General features: G+C 59.8%; 16 protein-coding genes, 4 pseudogenes and 1 riboswitch. Of the genes and pseudogenes, 9 read left to right on the top strand and 11 right to left on the bottom strand.

The genetic code is table 11. The features are described 5' to 3' along the window. Positions 1 to 35: 35 nt before the first annotated feature. The 7 genes and pseudogenes from AC0L3P_RS21850 to AC0L3P_RS21820 all read right to left on the bottom strand — a co-directional run. Positions 36 to 439 (bottom strand): annotated as a pseudogene (locus AC0L3P_RS21850) (IS630 family transposase); the annotation flags it as partial. Between the two features lie 1,075 nt (positions 440 to 1,514). Next, positions 1,515 to 2,915, bottom strand: coding sequence for an aspartate ammonia-lyase (locus AC0L3P_RS21845; protein WP_473304912.1), 1,401 nt, complete (start codon positions 2,913 to 2,915; stop codon positions 1,515 to 1,517). Positions 2,916 to 3,014: 99 nt separating this feature from the next. Then, positions 3,015 to 4,070, bottom strand: a complete 1,056-nt coding sequence (locus AC0L3P_RS21840) for a LysR family transcriptional regulator (RefSeq protein ID WP_456766253.1) — start codon at positions 4,068 to 4,070, stop codon at positions 3,015 to 3,017. 1,185 nt (positions 4,071 to 5,255) lie between these two features. Next, positions 5,256 to 5,648 carry a hypothetical protein gene (locus AC0L3P_RS21835; RefSeq protein WP_473304908.1) on the bottom strand — a complete coding sequence of 131 codons (393 nt, stop codon included), beginning with the start codon at positions 5,646 to 5,648 and terminating at the stop codon, positions 5,256 to 5,258. After that, a complete protein-coding gene (locus tag AC0L3P_RS21830; RefSeq protein ID WP_007599985.1) occupies positions 5,641 to 6,846 on the bottom strand; it encodes an MFS transporter in 1,206 nt (401 codons plus the stop codon). The genes AC0L3P_RS21835 and AC0L3P_RS21830 overlap by 8 nt, the downstream gene beginning before the upstream one ends. 880 nt (positions 6,847 to 7,726) lie before the next feature. Beyond that, positions 7,727 to 8,034 (bottom strand): annotated as a pseudogene (locus AC0L3P_RS21825) (transposase); the annotation flags it as partial. Between the two features lie 1,213 nt (positions 8,035 to 9,247). Then, positions 9,248 to 9,454, bottom strand: a complete 207-nt coding sequence (locus AC0L3P_RS21820) for a cold-shock protein (protein ID WP_473304989.1) — start codon at positions 9,452 to 9,454, stop codon at positions 9,248 to 9,250. Positions 9,455 to 9,869: 415 nt separating this feature from the next. Here AC0L3P_RS21820 and AC0L3P_RS21815 point away from each other — a divergent pair, with 415 nt between their 5' ends. Next, on the top strand, positions 9,870 to 10,175 hold the full coding sequence (locus tag AC0L3P_RS21815) for a hypothetical protein (RefSeq protein WP_007599988.1): 306 nt from the start codon (positions 9,870 to 9,872) through the stop codon (positions 10,173 to 10,175). Positions 10,176 to 10,787: 612 nt separating this feature from the next. Here the strand turns inward: AC0L3P_RS21815 and AC0L3P_RS21810 are convergent. From AC0L3P_RS21810 to AC0L3P_RS21800, 3 genes and pseudogenes are all read right to left on the bottom strand, one after another. Beyond that, positions 10,788 to 11,972, bottom strand: a pseudogene (locus AC0L3P_RS21810) (IS91 family transposase). A gap of 56 nt (positions 11,973 to 12,028) precedes the next feature. Next, positions 12,029 to 12,889 carry a tyrosine-type recombinase/integrase gene (locus AC0L3P_RS21805; RefSeq protein ID WP_473304905.1) on the bottom strand — a complete coding sequence of 287 codons (861 nt, stop codon included), beginning with the start codon at positions 12,887 to 12,889 and terminating at the stop codon, positions 12,029 to 12,031. 432 nt (positions 12,890 to 13,321) lie between these two features. After that, positions 13,322 to 14,011 (bottom strand): IclR family transcriptional regulator, encoded by a 690-nt coding sequence (locus AC0L3P_RS21800; protein WP_473304903.1) that lies wholly within the window; start codon positions 14,009 to 14,011, stop codon positions 13,322 to 13,324. A 164-nt stretch (positions 14,012 to 14,175) separates the two neighbouring features. On the opposite strand from AC0L3P_RS21800, the gene AC0L3P_RS21795 reads away from it, so the two are divergent. The 6 genes and pseudogenes from AC0L3P_RS21795 (at position 14,176) to AC0L3P_RS21770 (ending at position 19,843) form a co-directional block, all read left to right on the top strand. Next, positions 14,176 to 14,967: an ABC transporter ATP-binding protein gene (locus AC0L3P_RS21795; protein ID WP_473304901.1), complete on the top strand. Its 792-nt coding sequence runs from the start codon at positions 14,176 to 14,178 to the stop codon at positions 14,965 to 14,967. Continuing rightward, a complete protein-coding gene (locus AC0L3P_RS21790) occupies positions 14,951 to 15,724 on the top strand; it encodes an ABC transporter permease (RefSeq protein ID WP_473304987.1) in 774 nt (257 codons plus the stop codon). Before AC0L3P_RS21795 ends, AC0L3P_RS21790 begins: the two co-directional genes overlap by 17 nt. A 33-nt stretch (positions 15,725 to 15,757) precedes the next feature. Then, positions 15,758 to 16,780: an ABC transporter substrate-binding protein gene (locus AC0L3P_RS21785; protein ID WP_219682854.1), complete on the top strand. Its 1,023-nt coding sequence runs from the start codon at positions 15,758 to 15,760 to the stop codon at positions 16,778 to 16,780. 50 nt (positions 16,781 to 16,830) lie between these two features. Beyond that, positions 16,831 to 18,096, top strand: a complete 1,266-nt coding sequence (locus AC0L3P_RS21780; protein ID WP_473304899.1) for a CaiB/BaiF CoA transferase family protein — start codon at positions 16,831 to 16,833, stop codon at positions 18,094 to 18,096. Positions 18,097 to 18,151: 55 nt separating this feature from the next. Then, entirely contained in the window at positions 18,152 to 18,979 is an 828-nt protein-coding gene (locus AC0L3P_RS21775) for a citryl-CoA lyase (protein ID WP_473304897.1), read from the top strand. Further along, positions 18,942 to 19,843 (top strand): annotated as a pseudogene (locus AC0L3P_RS21770) (SMP-30/gluconolactonase/LRE family protein). Before AC0L3P_RS21775 ends, AC0L3P_RS21770 begins: the two are co-directional and overlap by 38 nt. Positions 19,844 to 20,359: 516 nt before the next feature. Here AC0L3P_RS21770 and AC0L3P_RS21765 read toward each other — a convergent pair. Continuing rightward, positions 20,360 to 20,863: a GNAT family N-acetyltransferase gene (locus AC0L3P_RS21765; protein WP_473304894.1), complete on the bottom strand. Its 504-nt coding sequence runs from the start codon at positions 20,861 to 20,863 to the stop codon at positions 20,360 to 20,362. A gap of 619 nt (positions 20,864 to 21,482) precedes the next feature. Here AC0L3P_RS21765 and AC0L3P_RS21760 point away from each other — a divergent pair. Both AC0L3P_RS21760 and AC0L3P_RS21755 read left to right on the top strand, forming a co-directional pair. After that, positions 21,483 to 22,697, top strand: coding sequence for an EAL domain-containing response regulator (locus AC0L3P_RS21760; RefSeq protein WP_473304892.1), 1,215 nt, complete (start codon positions 21,483 to 21,485; stop codon positions 22,695 to 22,697). A 583-nt stretch (positions 22,698 to 23,280) separates the two neighbouring features. Further along, the gene (locus AC0L3P_RS21755; RefSeq protein WP_007600001.1) at positions 23,281 to 23,484 is read left to right on the top strand and encodes a 4Fe-4S binding protein; all 204 of its coding nucleotides are present in this window, start codon (positions 23,281 to 23,283) and stop codon (positions 23,482 to 23,484) included. A 731-nt stretch (positions 23,485 to 24,215) separates the two neighbouring features. After that, positions 24,216 to 24,415, top strand: a riboswitch (cobalamin riboswitch).

The following is a 24,415-nucleotide window of genomic DNA, read 5'->3' as shown; positions in this document are numbered from 1 at the left end:
CCTCCTGGGAGGCTCGCCGTTAAAGCGTGATGGGACTAGCTTCGATGGCCTGAGTTTTTGAGGTAGTTGGCGCATTCTTCGGGTGTAAATGCATAAAGGAGTTCGCCGATGGCGGCGCAGACCGCATCGACGGTTCGTGCGGCTGCCTTGCGGAGCAGATGCTTGAGTTTGGCAAAGACTTGTTCGATGGGGTTCAGGTCGGGTGAGTATTTTGGCAGGAAGAAGAGCTTTGCTCCGGCGAAGCGGATGAGCTGGCGCACGGCTTTGCTTTTGTGGCTGCCGAGATTGTCCGGGACGACGATGTCGCCGGGCCGAAGGGTCGGCAGGAGAACCTTCTCCACATAGATCCGGAAGCTCACGCCGTGATTGGTCCCTCGATGAACCATGGCGCATCGATCCGGTCATGGCGCAGGGCCGCCAGAAAGGTAATGGTTTTCCAACCCATCTGGCCCCGAGCAACGCTGCCGGTCTCATCGACCCGCTTCATCCAGCCGATCGCCGTGCTGATCGCCACTCCAAACTGCTTGGCGGTCCGATTGCGCGCCCTAACGGCCAAATTAAGGGCGTCAGCTCTTACGGCATTGATATCGGCCAAAGGCTGGAAGTCGAAGCGCCCCAAGGCAGTGGCAATGTGGTCGGCCGTGAAGCGGGGGTGATCTCAATCGAGAGCTGACTGTCACACCAGTAACATGCGGTGTTTCCGAATTGGTGAGTGGAAATGCGAACCCCCTTTGCGCTTTGCTACTCTATGGCAAGCAGCTAAATGCAATGGCGCCAATACAAAAGGTGATGCTAACTTTTGCTACAAACCAGGTAAACACTGGCACGGTCATCAACAAGGCCTACAGCCAGAGCATCTTGATTGACCTTACCTTATACTCAAACCGAATGTCGCATACGACATAAACAACGTCTGGGAGTGGGGAAACTTCAGCTGGGCCCAGTCGATACGACGGATGAGATTCTGACGCGCGCAGCTGCCTCTCGGCATCGGATGGATTTCGCGTGCCTCAGTGCCGTCTTGAATACGGCAGCGAACGAACGAAAAAATGTTGGGCCAGTGTTCGAACCTGCGGGACTCGATCACGCCTCGTGAATGTATCATCAGGTGAATCAGGCCGTAACCAGCTATCGGAGAACTTGCACATCTTGATCGGGCTACCGGCCGAACAGGATGTGAAGATTGGCGGAGGCCAGGACGGCCCCACGCGAATGGTTAGAATACGTTATCGACGATGTCTTACGTGTTTGCTGACTTTGCCGATCACTGCCCCTGGCACTACGGCCAGGCGCGTCCGTATAAGCACGACTTGAAGAGAGGCCGGAGCACTGACCTATGGACAAGCGGCCTCTCGATCGCGGCGCATCGTCTCATCCGCCGCATCGGGTTGGAGACAGGGCGATGGCGAGTTGGCTGTGGCATGACCTTCGTAGGTTGATCCTCTGGCGTTGTGCATCGACTCGCGGCATGCTCGTGAGCCCTTCGCGTACAAGGGCAAGTGCAGAATCGCGGCTCATGCGGCATTCTCGCGATAACGGGTGCTCTCGTGCAGCATCTGCAAAACCGCGCTACGGTTCAGAAGTCCGCGGTCGATCGCGATTTCGATGAAGGGCCGCATTTGCTCAGCGGCTGTAAGCACAAGTGTCGATACCTGTTCATAACCAAGGCGCGGTACGAACACGGTCGCAAGAGCCGAAGATTGCATCAAGTTGCTGAGCGACCGTTCCCGGTCTGCCCGGATCCCCGAGATGCATTGGTCGGCAAATATTCTGGCCGATCGCGTCAAAAGCTCGATCGAATCGAAGAGGCGCGAGGCGATGACTGGCTCGAAGTGATTGATTTCGAGTTGGCCGCTCAACGCTGAGAGAGATACTGCGGCGTCGTTGCCCACGATAGCGAACGCAACTTGCTGGATCATCATCGGCAGGACTGGATTGAGTTTACCTGGCATGATCGAAGAACCGGGCTGGAGAGCGGGCAACCGCAATTCGCCAAGCCCCGTATTTGGCCCAGAGGAAAGGATGATCAGGTCAGAGGCGATTTTCGCCATTACCTCTGCTGCGATGCGGATTTCCGACGACACGCGTGCGAAGGCGTCGGCGTTCTGCATGGCATCGAACATGTCGTCGCCTGGGCGTACCGCGTGGCCCAAGATTGCCGCAAGATGTCCATAAACGGCACGGCGATAGCCCGGCACTGCTCCGAGCCCGGTGCCAATCGCAGTGCCTCCGAGGGGAAGCACCATCAATTCCTGGCGCGCCACGGACAGCTTCAAGGAGAGCCGCTTGATCGCTGATGCGTAACCGCCGAACGCCTGACCGAGCGTCATCGGCTGGGCGGCCTGCATGCATGTGCGGCCGACGCGCAATACGTCAGCGAATACAATGGCCCGCTCCGAAAGAGCGGCCGCCACCTGGTCCAGCGCACCCACCAGATCGCCGGACTTTTCGTGCGCCGCCAACTTGAGCGCCGAGGGCAGCACATCGTTCGTCGACTGGCATAGGTTCACGTGATCATTTGGATGGATCACGTCGTACCGACCGGGCTTTTCACCGACAATTTGCAGGGCCCGGTTCGCCAGAACCTCGTTCATGTTCATGTTGATCGATGTACCGCCGGAGCCTTCGAGCAAACCGATGATAAACTGCCCATCGTGTTTACCAGCAATGACCTCGTCCGCAGCTGCGATTAGTGCTCCTGCTACTTTGGCGTCGAGGGCTCCGAGCTCACGGTTCGCCGCCGCGGCAGCGCGCTTGATGCGCGCTAGTGCCCGAAGAAGTGCCGGCTGATCACCGAGCTTCTGGAATGAGATGTCGAAGTTCTCGCTCCCACGCAGGGAGGCCAAGCCGTACAGGGCGCGCAGCGGCAGCTCGCGCGTTCCTAGACTGTCTATTTCGGTGCGAGTCGCTGACATCTCTGATCCCGGGTTCGGACGTTACGCAAACAACTCTCTCCGAAGACGGGTGAGAGTTAAAGCTAAGATCGGAGATGTTATGAAGGCTAATAAGTATGATTAATTAGGGTTATACTGTTCGTCGAGAGTCCGGGTGGAGCCACCCGCAACGCACCGGCAGGCGGCGTCCTCGTGAGCGAGCGGATCCAACACGATGCTGCCGACGGAACGAGCCATCCAGGGAATTTGAGCCGCGATCTGGGGCAAGGTCCAGTTCCGCAGGAGCACACAAGTATCATCCGCTATTCGCGCAGCCAACGTGCCTAATCCGCCTTGCTTAGTCACCAACGCGATCGTGCGCGAGAGGCCGGTCGCCGGCAATGGCATGACTTCGAGCGCCGGTCGATGGACGGCAGCCTGCAATATGCACAGGGGTGTTGTAATCGCCACGCCCATGCCATTGGCGACCATCGAGAGCAGCGAGTCCGACGTGTCGAACGACATCGTCTGCGGATGCTCTATCCTTAGACGCCGGAGATGACGTTCAATTTGCGTTCCCATGTGCGAACGCGCGGTGTAGCGGATAAGTCGGTGCTCGAGTAGTAGGTCGTCCAGTGGACGATCGCGAAGAGTATCCGCCCAGGCAATCGGTGCTACCAGGAGGAATGGCTCGCGCAATAGGGGTAAGCGGGTAACTTCGTCAACGCCCTCCATTGGATCCGATGTGACAGCTGCATCGATCTCGTTGCGCATCAATGCCTCGGCGTGCGCGGGTACCAGCCCCGAATACGCGCTCACGCGAAGCGCGATTGAACCCGCCATGAGGCTGCGGACCAACAGTGGTCCCACTGTGGACGCGAACGTGTCGATCATCCCGAGCCGAAGGTCCTCGCGTTCGGGACGCGCTGCGGCGGCCCGCATTTCCTCGACAGCTCGTCCGACGCGCAGGGTTATCTCGCGCATGTGGGTGAGCAGAGCTTGCCCCGCCTCCGTGGGCCCAAGGGGACGACGATCGCGACGGACGAGGGATGCGCCAATATGCGCCTCCGCGCGCTTCATCGCTTGTGAAACGGCCGATTGAGTGATGCCAAGTCTGAGGCCGGCCGCGCTCATGCTGCCCTCTTCGATGACGACGGCCGCGACTTCCAGTACACGCAAATCAGGCAAACTAAACATAGGAAGCCTACGCTAATGGATTTTTATCGGGTGTGCCACTAGTCCGTTTTCTCAGTTGCGGCGAGTCAATCTACTCGACAGGTTGGCGCACCGGAAACTCGCGCTTACTGCGCAAACAGCCGATTCCAAAGCCGCAGCGGTGGAACTGTTCGATGACACTTCATTTATCGACATTTCCAACCGCTCCAATTTCGGCGCAGAGTTCGATCCGGTGTGTCTGGAGAGTCCGCGCCAAATGACAACATTTCCGGGTGGCGGATCGGCGGCCCTGGCCAGGTCGCCACCCAATTGTGCAAGTTCGGTCAAGTAGAATGCGGGGTTCCAAGGCGACCTCGTCGAATGCCGACGTCCTTGATGAGTTCATCGGGCAATACGATCTCGGTGTCCGTGGAGGCGATCTTCGGTGATGCGTCCGGGCCGTACGATTGAGCATGATGAGCCAGAGGACGCGCCAGCTGAGAGGGCAGACGACCGCCATCAAACTAGCGAGCCGCTCTGCGGTCCGCAGTTTTGAGTCCTCCGCCCTGCAGCCCGATTTTAGGAGCTCCTGGAACAGCTCGATTTTCGTGCACGCACCTATTGGATCATGGACGTAGCCGCGCCTCTCTCTTGTCAACGATGAGTGCGCCGCCTTTGTCCACGAGGTCAGAAGTTGACGCGATGGCCGCCGCGCATGAGCTCCCTCTTGAGCCTGTGGTTTTGGCCGACGCGGGCATCAATGTGTAAGTGCCTGCGAGTTCGCGGATATGGGTATCCGCAGGACACGTCCGACCACCGGCCGATGATCCAATGCGACGGCCATCCCGAAAGGAGTGAAGCCACCTGCCACAATGCGCTCAAGAGCGTAAACTTGATCTAGAGGCCGCGCCGATCTTGCGTCTCGTCTTCGGCACCATCATGCGAGTTCATTGACAGTAAGCCCAGTTCTAGACCATGGCTTTGAGATCCCAGTGGGTCTAAGGACGCAATTGATCGAAGTCGCTGGTTGGAGTGCCATTGTGATGCTGGTGAGCGCTCAATCAGGAAAGCACGCAAGTAGACGTCATCAGCTTGCTCTTCCGCGCAGGAAGGCGATGATGGCTCAGCTGCTCGGCAGCGCCTCGGAAGAGCCAGCAAAGAGCGCCTTCGGTTGAGCGCGATAGGACCGATCATCGAGAAGCGCGTCACACGCCAGCGTGAGGACGCTCACGGGATGAAGAAGGCGAGCTTGCCCGTCTGTCGGGTAGCGTCAATTATGATGCTAGAATGCGGGGTAATCTCAGGACACAGACATTGTTGTGTGGAAAGAATGCAAAAGTGTCCCGCAGTGCGGTAGACCGCTCGACCGAATGCTCCTCGCAATGCCGCAACGGCGCAATCGCCCGAGATGTTCGCGTACATCGCCAGAAACTTCGATGCCGAGTTCCTCAACGAGTTCTCGGGCAAGGCCTGGCGTGGTGTTTCACCCCCTTCGACCGGTCCGCCGGGCTGCACGAACATTTTGGTCCAACGCTCGCGCACCAGCGGAAGGTTTCGTGCGACATTCGCGGTAGGGCACGCGGCGATCCGCGCCGTGCGCACGGCTGCGGCGTTATCCATCAAGCAACGCCCCCTTTTTTAGATCACCCTCTGGGGCCGCTTGCGGGAGAACTATCAGCAGAGGGATGATGACGACCATACCAGCTGCCAGCATCACTCCTGATGGGCCGGCTACAGTCAACACCTGGGCGCCAAGGACGGCTCCGAAGCCGATGGCCGAATTGATGACCGCCGAGTGCATCGCGGCAGCAGTCATCACTGTCGAACCGGCGGCGCGCAGGATCCAGGTCTGGAGTCCCGCGAACAGCGCCGCGACGGCCGCGCCCCAGATGACCAGCAAGACAAGGACCCGGCCTGTCCCCAACTGGGGACCAAACCATCCAAGGCCAACGAGCGCCAGACACAGAGCAAGCAGCCCCGCAGTGATGATGGGTTTCATGAAGCGGTCGATGAGGACGCCCGCCAAGATGTTCCCCAGGAATCCTGCTCCGCCAAAGCCGAACAACAGCGCGCCAATCATGACTTGGGCAACATTTGGAATCTCGTTGAGGAATGGTTCTATAAATGTGTACGCCCCGAAATGCGCCGCCGCCATGAATGTCGTTACGGCATAGATCCCCAACAGGTCATGCCTGCGGCAGACTGATCCAAGCTCTCTCCATCCCGCTGGCGTCCCGGCCTGCATTTTCGGAAGAACTGCCACCATCAGGGCTGAGGTGATCAGTCCGATGGCGCCAATCAATCTGAACGCTGCACGCCATCCGCTCACCTGACCGACGAAGTTCGCGAGCGGCACGCCAACAACGGTCGCCATCGAGATCCCGCCGAATACGATTGCCGTCGCAACACCCATACTGCGGGACGGCGCAATCTTAGACGCAACCACAGCCGCCATGGCCCAATAGAAACCGTGAACGACAGCGCCCACCGTGCGTGCCAGCAACAACCCTTCGAAAGTGTGAGACATCGTCGCCGCAAACGTTGTTGCGGAAAGGATAATAGTTAAGGCGATGACTAGCGGCTTGCGAGGAAACTTCTGAAGCAGAACGGGCGACAACAGAGCGCTGGCAGCACCGATCCAGGCATAGAGGGCCACCGTGAGCCCGACCGCTGCCTGATCTCGTCCGAGGTCGCGAGCAATCTGAGACAACAGCCCGATAGGTGCTATCTCTGCCAAGACGATGTGAAACGAGGCGATGCCTAGCACGATGACGGCGAGCCAGATGCGGAGCGAAGATTCTGTGCCGTCACTCGTCATTATTAAACATCACTGTACGAAGGATCCGCCCGTTTCATTTGTCGATGATCAGCCGCTGCTTGTACGCATTTTTCATCCATGGACGTGGCGCCGCATGGCATGGGCGTCTCTCCGAATGTTGATCGACCTGCATCGGTGGTATCCGATCGTTACGGTTGCATGGGTCGTTCTCTCCATCAACTGCGAGAGTTGATAGTTGACACACGACAAACGGCACTCGGTGTCCTCCGACTGGCGTCCTGAGTGGGACTGTCGTTCCGGCCGGCATCGTGAAGGAGGGCCTGACCTTACTCGAAGAGCTGCGTCGCTCGCCACCAGGCGCTGCGCTTCGCCAACCGCGCCAAACGAACGGTGCAATAGAATCGTGATGCCTTTCGTGCGCACGGACGGCCTGCAGATTGCTGAGCTGCCAACACCGAGGAGGAGGTCTCACTCACAATGTCCCGGCACTGCTTCGGCAGCTTTAGCAGGGCGCTCGCGGATCATGATCTCCGGGGAGCCGCCATTGCCTCGGTGCGTACGCGCGCCCTGGGTGTCAATCGGCCCTTTAATCGCGGTTTGTTGTCAAGCTTACATTTCTGAACTCGCCCGCGGCACGGTGGTAGTGCTCGCGCCGTCGGAGCTGGTCCGGATTGCGGAGACGGCGCGGGCCGGCTGATACGTGCATTGGATCGCCGGGGCTGGTTGAGGTCTTCGCTCGGATCATGGTCCTTTCCGAGGTCGCGCAGCGCCTCATGATGATGTCGGGGTCGGGCGCCTCAACGTTTGCAGCGGAGTGCGAACGAGCCGCCACCACCTGATTGACCGAGGTCGCCACAACACCCTCCCAGCGGGACATCGCCAGCCCGGCAGACCGGACCAGGAACTCTACAAGATCGGATCAGGCTTCCTTCCCCTGGCCCCAGTCGAACGATGTGCCGTAGACCCAGATACAGTGAAGAAGGATGGCGAGTTTGCGCGCGATGGCGACCTTTGCCTTTCGCATGCCAATCCGCTTAGCGAGCTCCATGCCCCCAGGCCTTAAGAGAGGACCATTTCTTCGTTCGATGAAGCAGGACGATCGCCGCCTCGTACAGGTAGGTTGGGAGAAGACGGTCGCCCCATCGTGATATTTTGCCCGGTTTCGCCAGAGTGGTTGCGTCGAGGCGTAAGACCCAGATAGGCGCCGACGCTTGATGCCGATCGGAAGTGCGATGTTTCAAGGTGCCGTCGCATGCGCTGTTAAATTAGGAGGACGGATCGAGCTTTAGCATTGATGCTAGCAGCCGCTCCGGCTTTGAATCCTCAAGTGGGCTTCAACGCGCGATGCCAACGGGCCGTATGTTGGTCCGTGCGAAGTCCTAATGATGGACGGAAGCGTTCCGCGGTTAATAGATTAGGCTACGAGGGGCGCGGATCGGTGGTGGACGCCCGAAATGTCCCGGCTCAGCAAAATCCCCTTGGAATTCCGATAGGTGAGTTCGGCATTGCCTTCGTGCATCTCAAAGTTCGATTGTCAGTTCTAGCCGGTTCGCTGCGCCAAGAGGATTGCCAACCTCAGGACGAGAGGCTCTAGGGCGGAGAGCGATCCCATAATGGCGTGGCGACCGGACGAGCACTCAACCAAAGATGGCCCCGCCCAATTAAGGTAAATTCAATCCAGCCCTGCCCCGACAATTATTGATGTAAAGGTAAACGATCATCGCCGCTGCGTGACGAGCTATCATTTCTCGGCGAGGATCATCCAGCACTTGAAGGGCGGCTACGCGGTTGCAGCTTCAGCGTACGCGCCAGCCGTGTGGCGGAGCCAAGAGCGCGGCGAGCGCATGCACAAACGCGGCCGCAGGTGCGGCGTCGTGCTCCCCGAGATCCCCGAAGGCTCCTGATGGAGTGCGTTGACGAGCCTGCCCACAATCTACGAATTGCCTGGTTGTGAGCCCTCGAGGCTGGCGACCTTTACCGGATCCAACGTCCGGCGAAGGGAGCTCGCGCAGCAATAGCCTGATTTCGTAGCCCTCTCGAACCGCTCGAGAGTCCTTGCTTAGCTTTCCCATCCCTTCGTTGGTCCACACTGTTGAACTCGCGTCGCAGCACGGTATCGGGTTTGATCAGCGCCCGCGCCATCACCTCCAGTCCAGGATGATGGGCGAGGATGACCTTCCGACCAATAAGCCGCTCGCGAGCGCGCTTCAAATCGCGCTATGACGAGCGGGCGGACCGACTGTTACCCGTCTACCAAACGGGACAAAGAGGCGACGCGCTAGCGAGCATCGCTATCTACGTTCTCTTGTATTCGGACCCGCGAAACGTCGAAAATTGGCGAGAAATGAAACGACCCCAGTGCTTAAAGCGGCTGGGGTCGTTCCGAGGTAAGCGCCAGACATGGGCGGGGGGGCTGAGGCCAGACGCCTACGACATGAAATCAGAAACGCAGATTTTCCGCACCGCTTTTAGCACGCCTCGGGTCGACTTTAAGCTCGTAAGAGACTGCCTGCCCTTCCCGCAGGTCAGAGAGGCCAGCGCGCTCCAGGGCGCTTATGTGTACAAAGACATCTTGGCCGCTCCCATCCGGCTGAATGAAGCCGAAACCCTTCGTCGCGTTAAACCATTTCACAACACCCCTCGCCACTCCCGTCTCCCATTTGAGCAATACTGTAGAGTAGTTCTGGTCGGACCATTCGGGCGGCACCGATTCGCGCATTGACGCACAATCTCCGCTGCTTCGGCGTCAGCGTAGTTCGCTTGAGGAGTTCGAGTATGGCGAGCCTGGGCGATCATGCTTTCATGCCAGAGGCCAGGCACAGCCGACGGGTCTGACCCAGGTCGCATCGTTCTGATCTTCCATCCTGTTGCGTCACTTGGGTGACGAAGGTCACGTGGGTGGGGTCTCCTAGCAGGGAAGCCGCGAATTTCATCGGCCCAAATGGCTCATCGGCCACTATTTTGCGGACAAGCAGCGGCCTCGCAACTACCAAAAGGGGTAGCTGGACGAGCGTGCCGCACCAAATTAGCATGCTCCCATGACTGTTCGGAGAACATGGAAGATGAACTGGAAGAAGGAACTGGAGGCGCTGGTTCAACAATCCGCGGCACTCGTAGAACGCGCACGGAGCGTAGCGCCTATTCCAAAGCTGATAGCACCCATCGCGCCAATCGCAAAAGCTTCCCCACCCGATTCTCCCCCGCGGTTGAGCTGGGACACCTCCGAGCGAGAGCACATCAGCAAACGAGTTGCGAATTTCAGAGCGCATCAAGAGCGCGTGCGCCGCGAGCGCGACGAATATTTTTCCCGCACGATGCAACGGACACGGGATCTCGCGAGAGGCCACGGCTCCGACGAACAGATGTAGGCCGTCGGACAGTCGCGCAACTTTGCTAACAATCCGCCACGCGCCAGAAGAGTCGACTGCGGCCGACCACCGGCTGGGAACGGCGAGTAGCCGTGAGAGTCGTACGAGTCTCCAAGAGACGCCCGTCACAGCCCATCTGAGGATTGTCGCGCGCTGAGGATTGCCGCGTGGTGTCCTCACGCCATAGGTTGCCCTCGTACTGGATGCGCTGGGGGGCAACCACGCGATCGTCGTAGTGGCGCCGCCGACGCCAACACGAATCTGGCGCATGGATTTTGCACCGCCGAGGAAGGCGTGGGTGTTGACCCTGCCCCTCGGGCTTAATCCAGTTTGAAGTTCGTTCTGGCCGAAGACGAGGACCAGAGCATGCAGCACGTTCGAGATCGGAAGGCCCGATCTGCTGGCTCGGCGCGTGAGGCAGAGACACGAGATGTGCGCATCGGGGAAGAGTTGAGATCAGACGCGCTTCACTGGAGATCGCGATAGGCATTTTGCTGCATGGGACCGTTGTTGTCGCGCAGTGTGAAAGCACGGAGTCGAAATCGTCCGCCATGATCGAGACGCTGGGAGCGAAATGACGAATGATGATCGTCGTGCACGGCATGACTTGGCTCACGATGTGTCGCATCGGAACGGTGATGTTCGAGGGCTGGAGCGTCTGAAGCTGTGTCGAAAGCGCTCAATGATGCGCATGACGCCACCACAATCCGGACAGGCAGGAACTTCGGCCCAGGTTTGAGCTTCCGAATCCACAGGCGGCGGCTGGCTGTCGTTGGGGCTGTCTCATGATCGAGAAGTTCGCGGCAAAGGGCGAGCTTGGCAGCGCGATTGGTTGGCCATGAAGCCGAAGTGGCGGATGCGATGGAAACCGTCGGGCAGCGTATGAAGCAGGAAGCGGCGAGTGAACTCGTCGGGCTTGAGCTTCATGATCTTTGTCGCGCCGTCCTGGCGGTAATCCTTCCATGTGAAGGCAACATGATCGTTGTCGGGTGCGACGAGCCGGCTGTTGGCGATCGCGACGCGATGGGTATAGCGGCCGAGATAGGCCAGCACCTGTGCGGGTCCGCCGAAGGGCCGCTTGGCGTAAGCAACCCAGTTGACGCGCTGCATGGCTTTGATGCGACCAGCGAAAGCGTCGAGTTCGGCAAGAGAAGCAAGATCGCCGAAGAAGCGCAAGGCGGCGGCGTTGAAGGCCCCGATCAGGCGTTTGAGAAAAAGCCAGCGAAAGAGCCGGGACAGCGGTTTGACAGCCAGGAAGAAGTTCGGTCGGCTGGCGATCCAGCGTGTTCCATCAGGTGACGGGCCGCCGCCCGGCACGACACAGTGAATGTGGGGATGATGCGTTAGCGCTCGTCCACAGGTGTGCAGGACCGCGACGCTGCCGATCTCCGCGCCGAGCCGGCGCGGATTGGCAGCAAGCGTCGGTGATCGCCTCGGCGGCGGCCTTAAACAGGATGGCATAGACGACCGCCTTGTTTTGGAAAGCAATCGCGGCGATCGGTGCAGGAAGCGTAAAGACGACGTGGAAGTAGGGGACCGGCAGCAGGTCGGCTTCTCGCGCGGCAAGGCACGCGGCTCGGGCTGGCCCCTGACACCTCGGACAATGCCGATTCCGGCAGGAATTACAGGCGATCCGCGTCATGCCGCAGTCATTGCGGCCTCGACGTGGCCGCCGAGCGCCTCGGTTCGGCACCCAACAATGGCGCTCATCACCCGCCGCTCGACGCGACCGTGATGACCGGCATGGTCACGACGATAGTCGTCGCCATGCCGGCGCAAGATATCGGCAATGTCGATGGCGGGTCGGTGCGGGCGGACGTCGGGGGGTCATAAGCCGGATCCCGGAGCCGTTGTCATGCCGGTGGCGTCACCTCCAGCGACAGGCGGTCGAGCGGGCTCTGGGGCGCCCGGATCGTATGGGTGGCGACCTGCGTGTAGCGCGCCGTCGACGACGGATTATTGTGGCCGAGCAGAACCTGGATGATCCGGATGTCGATTCCGTTCTCGAGAAGATGCGTCGCGAAGCTGTGGCGCAGTGTGTGCAGCGTGACGCGCTTGGTCAGGCCCGCAGCCTTCACCGCCGATCGACAGGCTGCGTGCAACACGGTCTGATCGATCGGATGATCTTCGTCACGACCAGGGAACAGATAAAGCCGCGGCCGGGCGAGCCGCCAGTAGGTGCGCAGGATGCCCAGCAACTGGGGCGACAGCATCACGTTGCGATCCTTCGCGCCCTTGCCGTGGCGCACCTGGATGACGCCGCGGGCGCTGTCGATGTCTTCGATCCGCAGTCCCGCGACTTCGGAGGCCCTGAGTCCGGCCGCATAGGCCGTGGTGAGCGCGGCGCGGCTCTTCAGGCTGGACACGGCCTCGAGGAACTGAACCACTTCGTCGGCGCTGAGAACGACCGGCAGCTTGCGCGGTTCTCGCGCATAGGGAATGCGCTCCGGGATGAGCGCCTCGCCGAGCGTGACGCCGTAGAAAAACCGGAGCGCACAGACGATCTGGTTCAGCGCTGGCCATGAGATGCCGGTCGAGACCAGATGCACCTGGAAGGCGCGGACGTCTTTCAGCTCTAACCGGTCAGGCGATCGGCCAAAATAGCGGCTGAACTTCGAAACCGCGCTGATGTAGGATCGTTGCGTCGCCGGCGACAGATTGCGGACGGTCATGTCTTCGATCATGCGGCGGCGAAGAGGGCTCAAATCGGCCATCTCGATACTCCTGTCTGAGGGGGATGGGCTCCAACACCCACATCCTCTCAGCCAGGAGGCGATCTACGCCACCTCGCCACGCACGCCGCGACAGCGGCTTCGTTCAATCCCAAATCGATTCGGTCTAACCCCATCCGGCTTTAGGTCGCACAATCCGCGAAACGTCCTAACCGCGCTTGCATCGATGTCGGCGCGCCGCAGCTTGGCCGTCAGGCCATGACGCTCCAGAACACGCGCACCAGCACACATCACACGAGCAGCGTAATAGCCTTGAAGAAGCCTCCCTCCTGATGTCCGTGTAGGGATGGGTGGCGTCGAGATCGAGGATGATCTGCAGGCCTCAACAATGCGAGAAATGCGCGCTACGCTCAGGAGAGGCCATTGCGGCACCCGCTGAGCTGTGCGTTATAAACAGAACGCTGCCATTGTAGCTCAGCGCTCACTTGCAGGCAGCAAACCAATCAGCGCTTTAGCCTCGGACTTCAGCACTTCAACGGCAGATTTCCGAGCATCTGCATCAAAGCGAGTGCGAATGGCGGAGACTGAGAGCGCGCCCCGCAATTTGCCATAGACATCGATTACGGGCACCGCTGCGGCCGCAACCTCAGGATCACGCTCGCCGATCGAGACGTAGAAGCCACGATCTCTGATCTTCTTTCCATCAGCTAATGCAAAATCGCGGTAAGCGGTAAGAACGCGGCCCGCAGCGCCGCGATCAATCGGCAATCGTTGTCCTTCTTCGAGGTGATGCCGGACGGAACGCGGAGAATTAACGCGATAAAGGCAAATGCGCTCGTCGCCCTCCGCGATGTAGAAGGATGCGGTCTCTCCGGTTGCTTCGACCAGACGATGGAGCGAGGGTCTGATCAGGTCACCGAGGTCCAGCCCACGCTGATAGAGCGCCCCAAGGCGCCATAGCTCCGGTCCGGGTCGAAATAGCCGGTCGGTCCCCCGCACCAGGAATCCGTCCGCTTCCAGGGATGCGGCAAGGCGAAGGATCGTGCTCTTGTAGAAGTCGGTCGCCTCGGCAATCTCGGTCAGCGTCAGGGCTGCGCGCTCAGCGCCGAAGGCCTTGAGGATCGCCAGGGCGCGCCCGACCGCATCAACCCCTGTCTTTGCCATTGATACAGTCCTCGTGTTCTGTCGTGCAGAACAGATATCCGGAATGGATAGAAAGTCCAGTATTCAATGCTCATCTGGGTTCTATGTTTCAGAATGCAATTGACTCCGGATGTAGCGCCAGTTACCTGTTTTGAGGCTTAGAACAGGTTCTGCGGAGCGAAACAATGGAAGGGCAGCCGGCACTTGCCGTCGATCTGCGCGACGTGATGATTCGCTTCGGCGACTTCACCGCCGTGAAAAGCATGAATCTCCAGGTCGGCGAAACCGAATTCGTTGCAGTGGTCGGGCCGACGGGCTGCGGAAAATCGACCATTCTCAATACTGTCACCGGACTGCTGAAGCCGGCCGCCGGCGAGGTTCGCATTTTCGGCAAATCGCTTAGGGGCCTGAACGGTCAGTCCGGCTACATGCTGCAACAGGAAGGGCTGCTGCCCTGGAAAACAGCCCAGGACAATGTCGGCCTCGGGCTGGTGTTTCAGGGAAGCTCGATCGCGAAAGCGCGCGAGCAGGCGCGGCCCTGGCTCGCCAAGGTTGGCTTGAAAGGGTTCGAGGAGCGCTATCCGCACCAATTGTCCGGCGGCCAGCGCAAGCGGGTCACCATGACGCAGACCCTGATCATGCAGCCGAAGATCGTCCTGATGGATGAGCCTTTCTCAGCGCTGGACGTTCACACCCGTCGCCTCATGCACCGTATCCTGCTCGACCTCTGGCAGGCGGACCGGCGCTCACTGGTTTTCATCACCCATGACCTCGATGAGGCGATCACGCTGGCGGACCGCGTCGTTGTGATGTCTGCCGGTCCCGCGAGCCGCATGGTTGGCGATGTCAGGATCACGCTGCCTCGTCCCCGCGACCTCTCGGCGCTACAGACCACCGACGAGTTCGTCGCGCTTTACCGTGAAATCTGGTCGCTGCTCGGCGCCGAAGTGGAGAAAAGCTATGCCACGCAGGGGTAAGGTCGCTCTCACGCAGTTCGCCATCGTGCTTGGGCTGATCCTGATCTGGGAATTGGGCGTGCGGGCCGGATTGATCGACCCGTTCTTCTTTCCGGCCCCGTCGACACTCATCGCAAGGATCGGAGAGTGGATGTCAACGGCCGACTTCTGGACCGATGTCAGCATAACACTGCTGGAGACGGTCCTGTCTTTCCTGGCTGGTATCGGGATCGGCACGGCGCTTGGTATCTGGTTGGGCTTAAGCCCGTTTGCGGCCGAGGTCCTTCAGCCCTTCATCAAGATGTTCAATGCGATCCCGCGCATCTTGCTGGGGCCCATTTTTGTCATCTGGTTCGGATTGGGCCTCACCTCCAAGGTCGCGCTGGGCGTGACGCTGGTTCTCTTCGTCGCTTTTTTCAACACCTTTCAGGGCGTTCGCGAGGTCAATCCGGTCGTGCTCGCGAATGCGCGCCTGCTACGTGCATCGAAGTCCTCCCTGCTGCGCCATGTCTACCTACCGTCCGCCACCACGTGGATCCTGTCGAGCCTGCGGGTGTCGGTCGGCATGGCTGTGATGGGAGCAGTGGTCGCCGAATATCTCGGTTCGTCCGCGGGATTGGGGCACCTGATTGCGCAGGCCGAGGGCGTCCTCGACGCGACCGGAGTGTTCGCAGGAATCATCGTCCTCTCCGCCTTCGTCGTTGCTCTCGATGCCATTGTCGACGGCGCGGAAAAACGGCTCCTGGTCTGGCGGCCCGCACCTGCCCACGAAGCCTGATTGTACCGCTCTCCCATTCTCATGGAGTTTCCCATGCACGCTTTTCCACGACTGATGCTGGTCATCGCGATAGCCGCATTCCCGGTCATCTCGACTTATGCCGCCGAGCCCGAGAAGACAAAATTGAAGATCGCAGTGGGGTCACAGATCCTCAACTATATGCCTCTCGAACTTGGCGTGAAGCTGGGCGCCTTCAAGGAAGAAGGGGTTGACGTGACCGTCGAGAACTTCCAGGCCGGTGGCTCGAAGGCTTTGCAGGCGTTGATCGGCGGCTCGGTGGACGGGACCGTCGGCTTTTATGATCACACCATTCAGATGCAGGCCCAAGGCAAGCAAATTTCCTGCGTGTTCCTGCTCAATGACATTCCCGGCGTGTTGCTCGGTGTCCGCGGCGACCTCGCTGACAAGGTCAAGACGGGTGCCGGTCTGAAGGGCCTGAAGCTCGGGATCACGGCGCCGGGGTCCTCGACCGATACCATGGCGCGCTACTACATCAAGAAATCGGGATTGGGCTCGCGCGATGTAAGCATCATCGCGGTTGGCAGTGGTGCACCCGGCATGGTGGCGCTCGAGGCCAAGAATATCGACGCGCTCGTCTATTTCGATCCGATTGCGACCCTTCTCGCGCGCAAGAAGAGTGCGACACCGCTGTTCGACGCGCGCACGGTCGAAGGCTCAAGGCAGGCCTTTGGCGGAATCTATCCGACCGCGTGCCTTTACCTTCAGCAGTCCTTCATCGACAAAAATCCGGAAACGGTCCAGCGCCTCGTCAACGCCTTGTTCAAAACTCATCGCTGGATCAACACGGTTTCGGCGGAGCAGCTCGTCGACGCGATGCCTCCTGCATACAAGACCGACAATCGCGAGGTGAACATCGAGATCATCAACGCGTCGAAAGCGCTGTTCTCGCCAACCGGTCAGATGGACATCGACGCGGCCAAGGTCCCGCTGGCTGTCCTAGGCGACTTTGATCCGAAGATCGCAGCCGCAAAGATCGACCTCATCAAGACCTTCACGAATCGATTCGCGGAACGTGCTGCGCAGCAACTGAAATAAGTTGCGTACTAAGCGCCCGCTATCGGATCACCTACAAGAAGGCTCTTCAGATGTCTCTGCCGCTAACCGGTATCCGCGTTCTCGACCTGTCAAACGTGTTGGCGGGTCCGTTCTGCGGTTACCATCTTGCGCGCCTTGGCGCGGAGGTCATTAAGGTGGAAAATCCGAACGGCGGCGACCTGGCGCGGCGCCTCGGCGCGGATTCGCAAAGAGCGGAGCGCCTGCAGGGACTCTCGTTTGTCGCCGTGAACGCCGGCAAGCAATCGATTGCACTGGACCTGAAATCGGAAGCGGGCCGCGAGGTGTTCTTGCGACTGGTCAAGGAAGCCGACGTGGTGCTCGAAAACTTCCGGCCGAAGGTGATGGAACGCCTTGGCCTCGGCTTTGATGTGCTTGTCAGGCTGAACCCGCGTCTGGTCTACTGCGCGATCTCTGGCTTTGGGCAGAGCGGTCCGTGGTCCGCCCGTCCGGCCTATGACCAGATCGTCCAGGGTCTCTCCGGAGCCATGAGCGTCACCGGCGATATAGCCTCGGCTCCCCTGCGCACGGGCTTTCCGATCTCGGACACGATTGCGGGACTGACTGCTGCGTTTGCCATCGCCGCGGCTCTGGTCGACCAGCGGCATAGGCAACGGGGTCGGTTCATCGACGTGTCCCTGCTCGAGGCCACCGTTGCGGCGATGGGATGGGTCGTCTCCAACCACCTGAACGCCGGGGTCGAGCCGCAGCCCATCGGCAACGAGAACTTTACCGCGGCTCCCTCCGGCACGTTTCGCACCGCAACGGGCCCGCTGAACATTTCCGCCAACGAGCAGAAGCAGTACCAAGCCCTATGCGACCTGATCGACCGACCGGACCTGAAGGCGGATCCACGCTTTGCTGGACGCGAGATGCGGAAGGTCAACCGCGCTGCGCTGAGCGCGGAGTTGAACAAGGCATTGAGTTGCAAGCCCGCTGAGGAATGGGAGGCCAAAATGAATCTGGCTGGTGTCCCTGCCGGCCGTGTGCTGACGGTCTCGCAAGTGTTGCAGCAGCCACAGGTCCTTGAGCGCGGATTCGTCGAGACTTTGGCGCCAGAACAAGACGGTGCGCAGCCGTTACGAATCACGCGGCCGGGGTTCCGGCTGGATGAGGAGTTTTCGCTGCCTTCACCACCTGCGACGCTCGGAGCAGACACTGAGCGATGGCTGCAGCGGCTCGGCTATTCGTATGCGGAGGTTGAGCAACTGGTCTCAAGCCGAGCCGTCGGGACGCCAAAGCAAGGAGAGGCTGATTTCCTGTCCGTCCGCGTAGCCACGGACGGACCGATATCATGACATCCGACGGCTTGCGTCGGTTGGCAATCGGCAGGTTGAAAGGACGGAACTGGAAATGAGCGAAGAAGAACTGAGACAGCAAGCGGCCAGTTGGTGGCGAACCTCCATTTGCGATATCGCGCCAGGTCGCATCGCCTATCGGGGTTATCCAATTGAAGATTTGATAGGCCGCGTTTCCTTTCCCGCCATGATCTGGCTGATGTTGCGTGGCAATCTGCCGACGCCAGCACAGGAGCAGCTGCTGCAAGCTGCGCTGGTTGGATCCGTTGACCACGGTCCGCACGCGCCCTCCATTGCAATTGCCCAAATGGCGGTGAGCTGCGGCCTGCCCCTGAATGGCGCAATGGCCTCGGCAATCAACACGCTCGATGACGTGCATGGCGGAGCAGGGGAGCAGGCTATCGAACTCTACGAGGATGTGCTGCGACGGCGCCAAGGGCGAGAGATCGAGCAGGCCGCTGGCGCTGCAATCGACCATTTCACCGCAACCCGCAGCAAATATCTGCCGGGCTTCGGCCACCGGTTTCATCCAGTCGACCCGCGCGCGGCCCCGCTATTGGCGCTGGTGGATGCCGCAGCTGACGAGGGCAGTGTCGGCGGCGATTATGCCAAGGCCGCTCGCGCGATCGAGCGGGTGATGCAACAGCGCAAGAGCAAGCTCATTCCGATGAACATCGATGGCGCGACCGCGGTCATTTACGGCGAACTGGGCTTCGCCTCTCCGCTCGCGCGGGGGGTCTTCTGCTTGTCGCGCGCGGTCGGAATCCTGGCTCACGCCTGGGAGCAAACTGGGCGCAACGATCGCAACAAGGGCCCAATGCCCAAGCAGTTCGGCTACAAATACGATGGCCAGCCGCGTCGCAGGCTCGAAGGCGTATCATGAGCATCTCGAAAACCCGCCCAAGCTGATGGAGGCCAGCGTGTTCTCGTCGATGCCGGCGGAGTTTTGTCGCCCGGCTGTTTCTTCGGAATGGGCAGACGCGAACCGCGGGGCATATCCAGTAGATGGTTTCATCGAGGGACCGTCGTTCGACCAGTCCGGGAATCTCTATGTCGTCGACATCGCCTTCGGCCGCATTTCCGAATTTCACCGGAGGGCGTCTGGTCTTTGATCATCGAATACGACGGCTGGCCGAACGTCTGAAGGTTGCTCCGGACGGCCGGGTGCTCGTGTCCGACTATATCAACGGTCTCCTGGAGCTCGATCCACAGAGAGGGACCATCCGACCGTCGCTGGGCCACCGCAATTCCGAGTCCTTCAGAGGCTGCAACGACCTGCGTATCGCGACCAAAGGCGACATCTATTTCACCGATCAGGGCCAGACTGGATTGCACGATCGGACCGGCCGGGCATTTCGACTGTGCCCTGACGGCCGGATCATTGCTTGATTTCTAATGGCCCGGGCCCGAATGGCCTGGTGCTCAGTCCGGACGAGACCGTATTGTTCGTTGCAATGACGCGCGACAATAGCATCTGGCGCGTACCGCTGATGCGTGATGGCGTGGGGAAAGTCGGACGATTCAGCTGGTTCTTCGCGACGAGCGGTCCTGACGGACTGACGGTCGATCAAAAAAGGGCGGCTCTTTGTCGCGCATGATTCCCTCGGCCACGTTTTCGTATTGGCGCCAAACGGCGAAGCGGTCCGCTTGCATCCAGTCCTGCGCAGGGGGGAGCTGCACGAATGTCGTATTGGACGCGGCACTCGGCACATTGCTCATTACGGAATCCTCTACCGGATCAGTGTGATGGCTGATCTCGCGCACCTTCCTCGAAATTCGCCAGTAGGAGTGGCAAGGTTGTGCGGAATCCTTTCACGCGCCGGTCCGCCGCACCAAGATGCAGGAAATGAGTCTGGTAGACGACTGGCTGGCCAGTTGCCGAGAGAATGTAATTGGTGACGGATGGATGGCGTTTGTGTGGGTGATCTCAAACCAGAGCCAGTAAATCGCACTGCATGGGAAGCGCAAAAGAACGATTCGTAAGGCTGGTCGGGCTTCGCCCGCGACGGGCCGCCGCCGACCTGTCGCCTTTTGGTCGGGCGGGTCGCGGTATCGCTTCCCACAATGCAGAATGATTGATCGCTGATATCTTCGAACGTTCTCGCCAAGAAGGCCGAAGAGGTAACCGCTCGCGGTGGGAGTCAGCACCGCATCAGCGTCAAAGGTTCTCGATCATGCTCGGCCGCGACGCACGCGTGAAGCGTTCGTTTTGAGAAGCAACAAGCCCAGGATTGACTGCGTGAAGGACTTTACCGATAGCACGCTAGCCCAGGAGCGCTTTAAGTGTGTGGCGCAGAGGTCGTACCACTGTCAGAGCCTCTTGCGCGCGCAATCCTCCAACCCGATATCCCCTCTCCTCGTACAAGTGGCGTACCCGTTCTAGGGCCGGATAGCCATCCGGAGGCAACGCAACCTCAATCATGTGCCAGCCGCGTCGCTTCGCCTCCCAATCTACCGCCTCGAGCAGATGCCGACCGGAGTCAGAGCTCCGGAAGTCACGAGAAATCCATAGCTCCTGAAGCACGCCGTACGCTCCGGCTGCTCTCACGGCCTGTACGGCCGAGATGCTAGCTACCCCTACAATCTGCCCGGTGCCTTGTTCCTCGACGACAAAAATGAAGCCCTGTTCGGGATCCTGAATCAGGCGCAACGCCGCCTGCTTCGCGCCTTGAAGGCTGAACTCCGGTCCGGGGCCACCTAACTCGGAAAGTAGCTCTTCGACCGCTTTTGCGACCGCGTTCTCATCTCCTGGCACGCTCTTGCGCAAAGCCGTGCCCGCGCTGGACGTACCTTGCCCTTCAGCGCCAACACGAACACCCGACCCAGCCCTCCGGAGGAAATTCATGCTCAGGAGGATACAGAAAACGCAATTGAGAGCAACTATCAGGCTCGGTAGGAAGCAGCACGTCCACACTCGCTATACGCAACAGAGCTGAGGTAATTGCAAGCCATTGCCGTTCTCAGAATCGACTGCGGCTTGAGCAGCTGCGAACTCATGATGGACTGCCTTCTATTGGAAAACATATCACGGCACACGCCGGTCATGCCCGATCAAACATTCGTAAGAGTGATTGCCGATCGTCGCTCACGAATTACTCGCTTCAATAAATCGTGCGCCACGACGATCGCAGCGCCATAGAGCGTCAGCTCGGTGCGTCCGAAGGAGAGATTCCCACCTCGCGTGCGTCACTCGTACTTGCGCGAAGCGCGACAGGTATCATACGCGTGCGCCCGATAAAATCGTCTGAGCAAGATCGCGAAAGATTTTGCACACTAATGCACTATCTTAAGCTTATCTCGAACAATCAGAAAGATATCGGGAAGCACAGCTTGTTTCGACCTTCTCTCCTCGTTTAAGGCACCGTCACTGAACGGGAGTGGTTGCGATGGAACATGGGCAGGCCGAACTGGTCGGAGGGAAACCTGTAATCTTCGGGCAACGTAAGGTGCGGCCGCGGGCGTGCCTGGCCGTCGGCAAGCGGCATCTGCGCGCCTTTCTACGGGATGTGCTGGAGGATATGGGATTTGTTATCAGCGAATGCAGGACTGCTGACGAGTTGCCGCACGTACTCCGCACGGAGTTCCCTGATCTGATCCTGCTCGGCATTGGCTCGGACCGCATCGAGCCTGGACGATTGCTCGAGATACTGGTACGCGAAGAATTTGCAGGCCGAGTGCTGGCGTTCGGGGCGCGCGAGTCGATCATCATGGCGGCAGTGCAGCAGGTCGGTAGTGAATATGGACTTGCTATGCTGCCGCCGCTCAGGGCGCCGTTTGCAGCCGAGACGTTGCGCGATCGGATCGGCATGCTCTTGCCAAGAGAGCCGGCGCCCCGTCCCGCGGTCCATGTCGGAGAAGCCTTACACGCTGGCTGGCTTGAGCTCTGGTATGAGCCGAAGTTTGACGCGTGTACCCTTAGCCGCCGCGGCGCCGAGGCGCATGTGCGAATGCGGCACCCGACCTGGGGCGTTGTTCCACCGGCCTATTTCATCCCGGAACCTCACGATCCGCATTTTAGGAACTTGTCGCAGTTCGTGATCGACCGCGCGATCAAGGATTGGCAGTATCTTCTGGAGCAGCAAACTTCGATCGATCTCTCCATCAATCTCCCGGCAGCATTCCTGATTGACCCGCAGGAGGTACGCGATCTCTGTCGGCGCATGCCGTCGCACGCCGCTTTCGGCGGTTTGACGATTGAAATCGAGAGCGTTGAAGCGATCCAGAACCTAGATCTCCTGGTCGAGGTTGCGCGTGAGGTTCGCTTTCACAACATTGGCCTTGCAATCGACAATGTCGGTGCCAATTGGCCGCAGCTGATGGGGATGACAAAATTCCCGTTCGTGAAATTGAAAGTGGATCGTCAGTTCGTAGGCGGCTGCGCGAATGGGCCCCTCAAGCGAAGGGTGTGCCGCCATATCGTTGATCTAGCCAAAGAGTACAATGTGCGCACCGTCGCCGAAGGTGTGGAGAGCCAGGCCGACCTAATCGCTGTGGCCGAACTCGGCTTCGACCTTGCGCAGGGCCATCTGTTCGGAAAAGCCATGCCACTGAAGCAATTTGCACAGTCATCTTTCAACCCCGCTCCAGCTCGTCCAAAATAGTTGCGAGTGGCTGAGTGCGGCCAAGTGACGCTCACGAGCACCGCCATGCCTACTCGGCACCAGGCATGAGGCTGAGTGCAATTCAGTCGGTCTGCAAGGCCAGTGTCGCTCGTCCCGCCGCCACTTCATGTTTCCCTCCGAAGCTTGTTATACGACAAGCCCGTTTTGGCAAGCCTCCAGCGAGTCCTCCGCGCAGCTAGCGTTGCAGCCATGAGCGAGGCTTGCACAAACCTCCAGTCGGGGTGTGTGACCGGAGGTTTGCCGAGATCCGACGTAGACCTGCGTCCGCTGGCGGTTTTTTGTCGCCGCCGGTTGAGGAAGCGTCAGCCTCGCTTGCCCCCGCGCTGACGTGCCAAGCAAACCGACGGACGCTTCCAGCGTCAAGTCGCGACTGACTCTCGCAAGAGGGCCAGACGGCTCGTAGCCTGAAATTGAAGCGACCTGTTGCTGTCGCAGATGCAACATGGTCTCAGACCCGGGACAGCCGAATTGGGCAAATTGCCCAACATTGAGCGCGTCTGCGTTTGGCACGGCATTTGAAAGGGATCGCGCATGGCATCGCTCGCCTAAGGAGTCGGAAGGCATGGCTTACAAGATCGTCGCTTCGCAATGCACCGTTTGTGGCGCATGTGAGTTCGAGTGTCCCAACGCGGCGATCAGTCTGAAGCGCGACATTTACGTTATCGATGCCAAAAAATGTACGGAGTGCGAGGGCCATTGCGACACACCGCAATGCGCGGTGGTCTGTCCGGTCCCTGACACCTGTGTCCCGTCCAAGACAGGATAGGCAGCCCGCGACCAAAAGGCCTCATCGCTCGATTTCGCGAACGAAGTTGTAGATGTGGGGCCTTGAGGAGACCACGACCGCATGGGGCGCATCGAGGTCGATTAACATCGTTATGAGCTTAAGGCGCTGAGCGACTCCGAGGACCCCCTCAAAGGGCTCTGTCGGAGGACACCGTCGAATTTGTCACGAACAAGGACAAGGCGAGGCAGACCGGCGTCGAGCGGCCACGGACGCATCGAAGCCGGCGCAAAAGTCGCTCAGCACGTGAACACCTAGTGCACCGAGAAGATCGTCTTGACCAACCTCACGGAGGCGGACGACCTCGTGCCTGGTCGCGGGCCCGCCGAACACCAAGGAGCCGACCTGATCATCCGTGCGGTCCTGGAGCGATCCGGCTTTCGAAATTTCTAGGGAGCCTTATGGGCTGTGGCCAAACGGATGCCGGCCCAGGATGATCGCACCTTCCTGACGCGCAGGTTCGAAAAGTTGCCGACGGAAAAAGCCGCCTCCTCGCGATCACACAGATACCGAAAGCGGCCCGGGTTCGTTCCGGTGGTGGAGCTCACCGTTACGCGAGCAAGGAGCGAATGCATTTCACAAGCGGAGCCTCCACAGATCCGGGCGTGTTCACCAGGCCGCGAGCAAGACCGTCGTGCCCGCCTAGTGCGCTCGTAATCGCTTGGGCAATATCGCAGCGAGAATCGGTAGGTTGACGCATCGATCCTCGTGCGCATAATTCAAGCCGTCGCGGTCTCCGGATTTCGTTTGATCCGGAGCTAAGAGGGAAGCCGGTGCAATGCCGGCGCTGCCCCCGCAACTGTAAGCGGCGAGCCGCTGTCCAATGAAGTCACTGACGCCATGCGGCTTCGGGAAGGCCGGACAGCAGCAACGACCCGTGAGCCAGGAGACCTGCCTCGACAAGATATCGTCC

The sequence above is a fragment of the Bradyrhizobium sp. WSM4874 genome, assembly GCF_055811835.1.
Note: the sequence above shows the minus strand (reverse complement) of the source record. Positions and strands in the feature narration are given on the sequence as shown.

Coding starts and splice junctions, on each gene's coding strand:
- AC0L3P_RS21845 (WP_473304912.1), bottom strand. CDS start 2,915: ATGTCAGCGACTCGCACCGAAATAGACAGTCTAGGAACGCGCGAGCTG.
- AC0L3P_RS21840 (WP_456766253.1), bottom strand. CDS start 4,070: ATGTTTAGTTTGCCTGATTTGCGTGTACTGGAAGTCGCGGCCGTCGTC.
- AC0L3P_RS21835 (WP_473304908.1), bottom strand. CDS start 5,648: ATGGATAACGCCGCAGCCGTGCGCACGGCGCGGATCGCCGCGTGCCCT.
- AC0L3P_RS21830 (WP_007599985.1), bottom strand. CDS start 6,846: ATGACGAGTGACGGCACAGAATCTTCGCTCCGCATCTGGCTCGCCGTC.
- AC0L3P_RS21815 (WP_007599988.1), top strand. CDS start 9,870: ATGAACTGGAAGAAGGAACTGGAGGCGCTGGTTCAACAATCCGCGGCA.
- AC0L3P_RS21805 (WP_473304905.1), bottom strand. CDS start 12,889: ATGGCCGATTTGAGCCCTCTTCGCCGCCGCATGATCGAAGACATGACC.
- AC0L3P_RS21800 (WP_473304903.1), bottom strand. CDS start 14,011: ATGGCAAAGACAGGGGTTGATGCGGTCGGGCGCGCCCTGGCGATCCTC.
- AC0L3P_RS21795 (WP_473304901.1), top strand. CDS start 14,176: ATGGAAGGGCAGCCGGCACTTGCCGTCGATCTGCGCGACGTGATGATT.
- AC0L3P_RS21790 (WP_473304987.1), top strand. CDS start 14,951: ATGCCACGCAGGGGTAAGGTCGCTCTCACGCAGTTCGCCATCGTGCTT.
- AC0L3P_RS21785 (WP_219682854.1), top strand. CDS start 15,758: ATGCACGCTTTTCCACGACTGATGCTGGTCATCGCGATAGCCGCATTC.
- AC0L3P_RS21780 (WP_473304899.1), top strand. CDS start 16,831: ATGTCTCTGCCGCTAACCGGTATCCGCGTTCTCGACCTGTCAAACGTG.
- AC0L3P_RS21775 (WP_473304897.1), top strand. CDS start 18,152: ATGAGCGAAGAAGAACTGAGACAGCAAGCGGCCAGTTGGTGGCGAACC.
- AC0L3P_RS21760 (WP_473304892.1), top strand. CDS start 21,483: ATGGAACATGGGCAGGCCGAACTGGTCGGAGGGAAACCTGTAATCTTC.
- AC0L3P_RS21755 (WP_007600001.1), top strand. CDS start 23,281: ATGGCTTACAAGATCGTCGCTTCGCAATGCACCGTTTGTGGCGCATGT.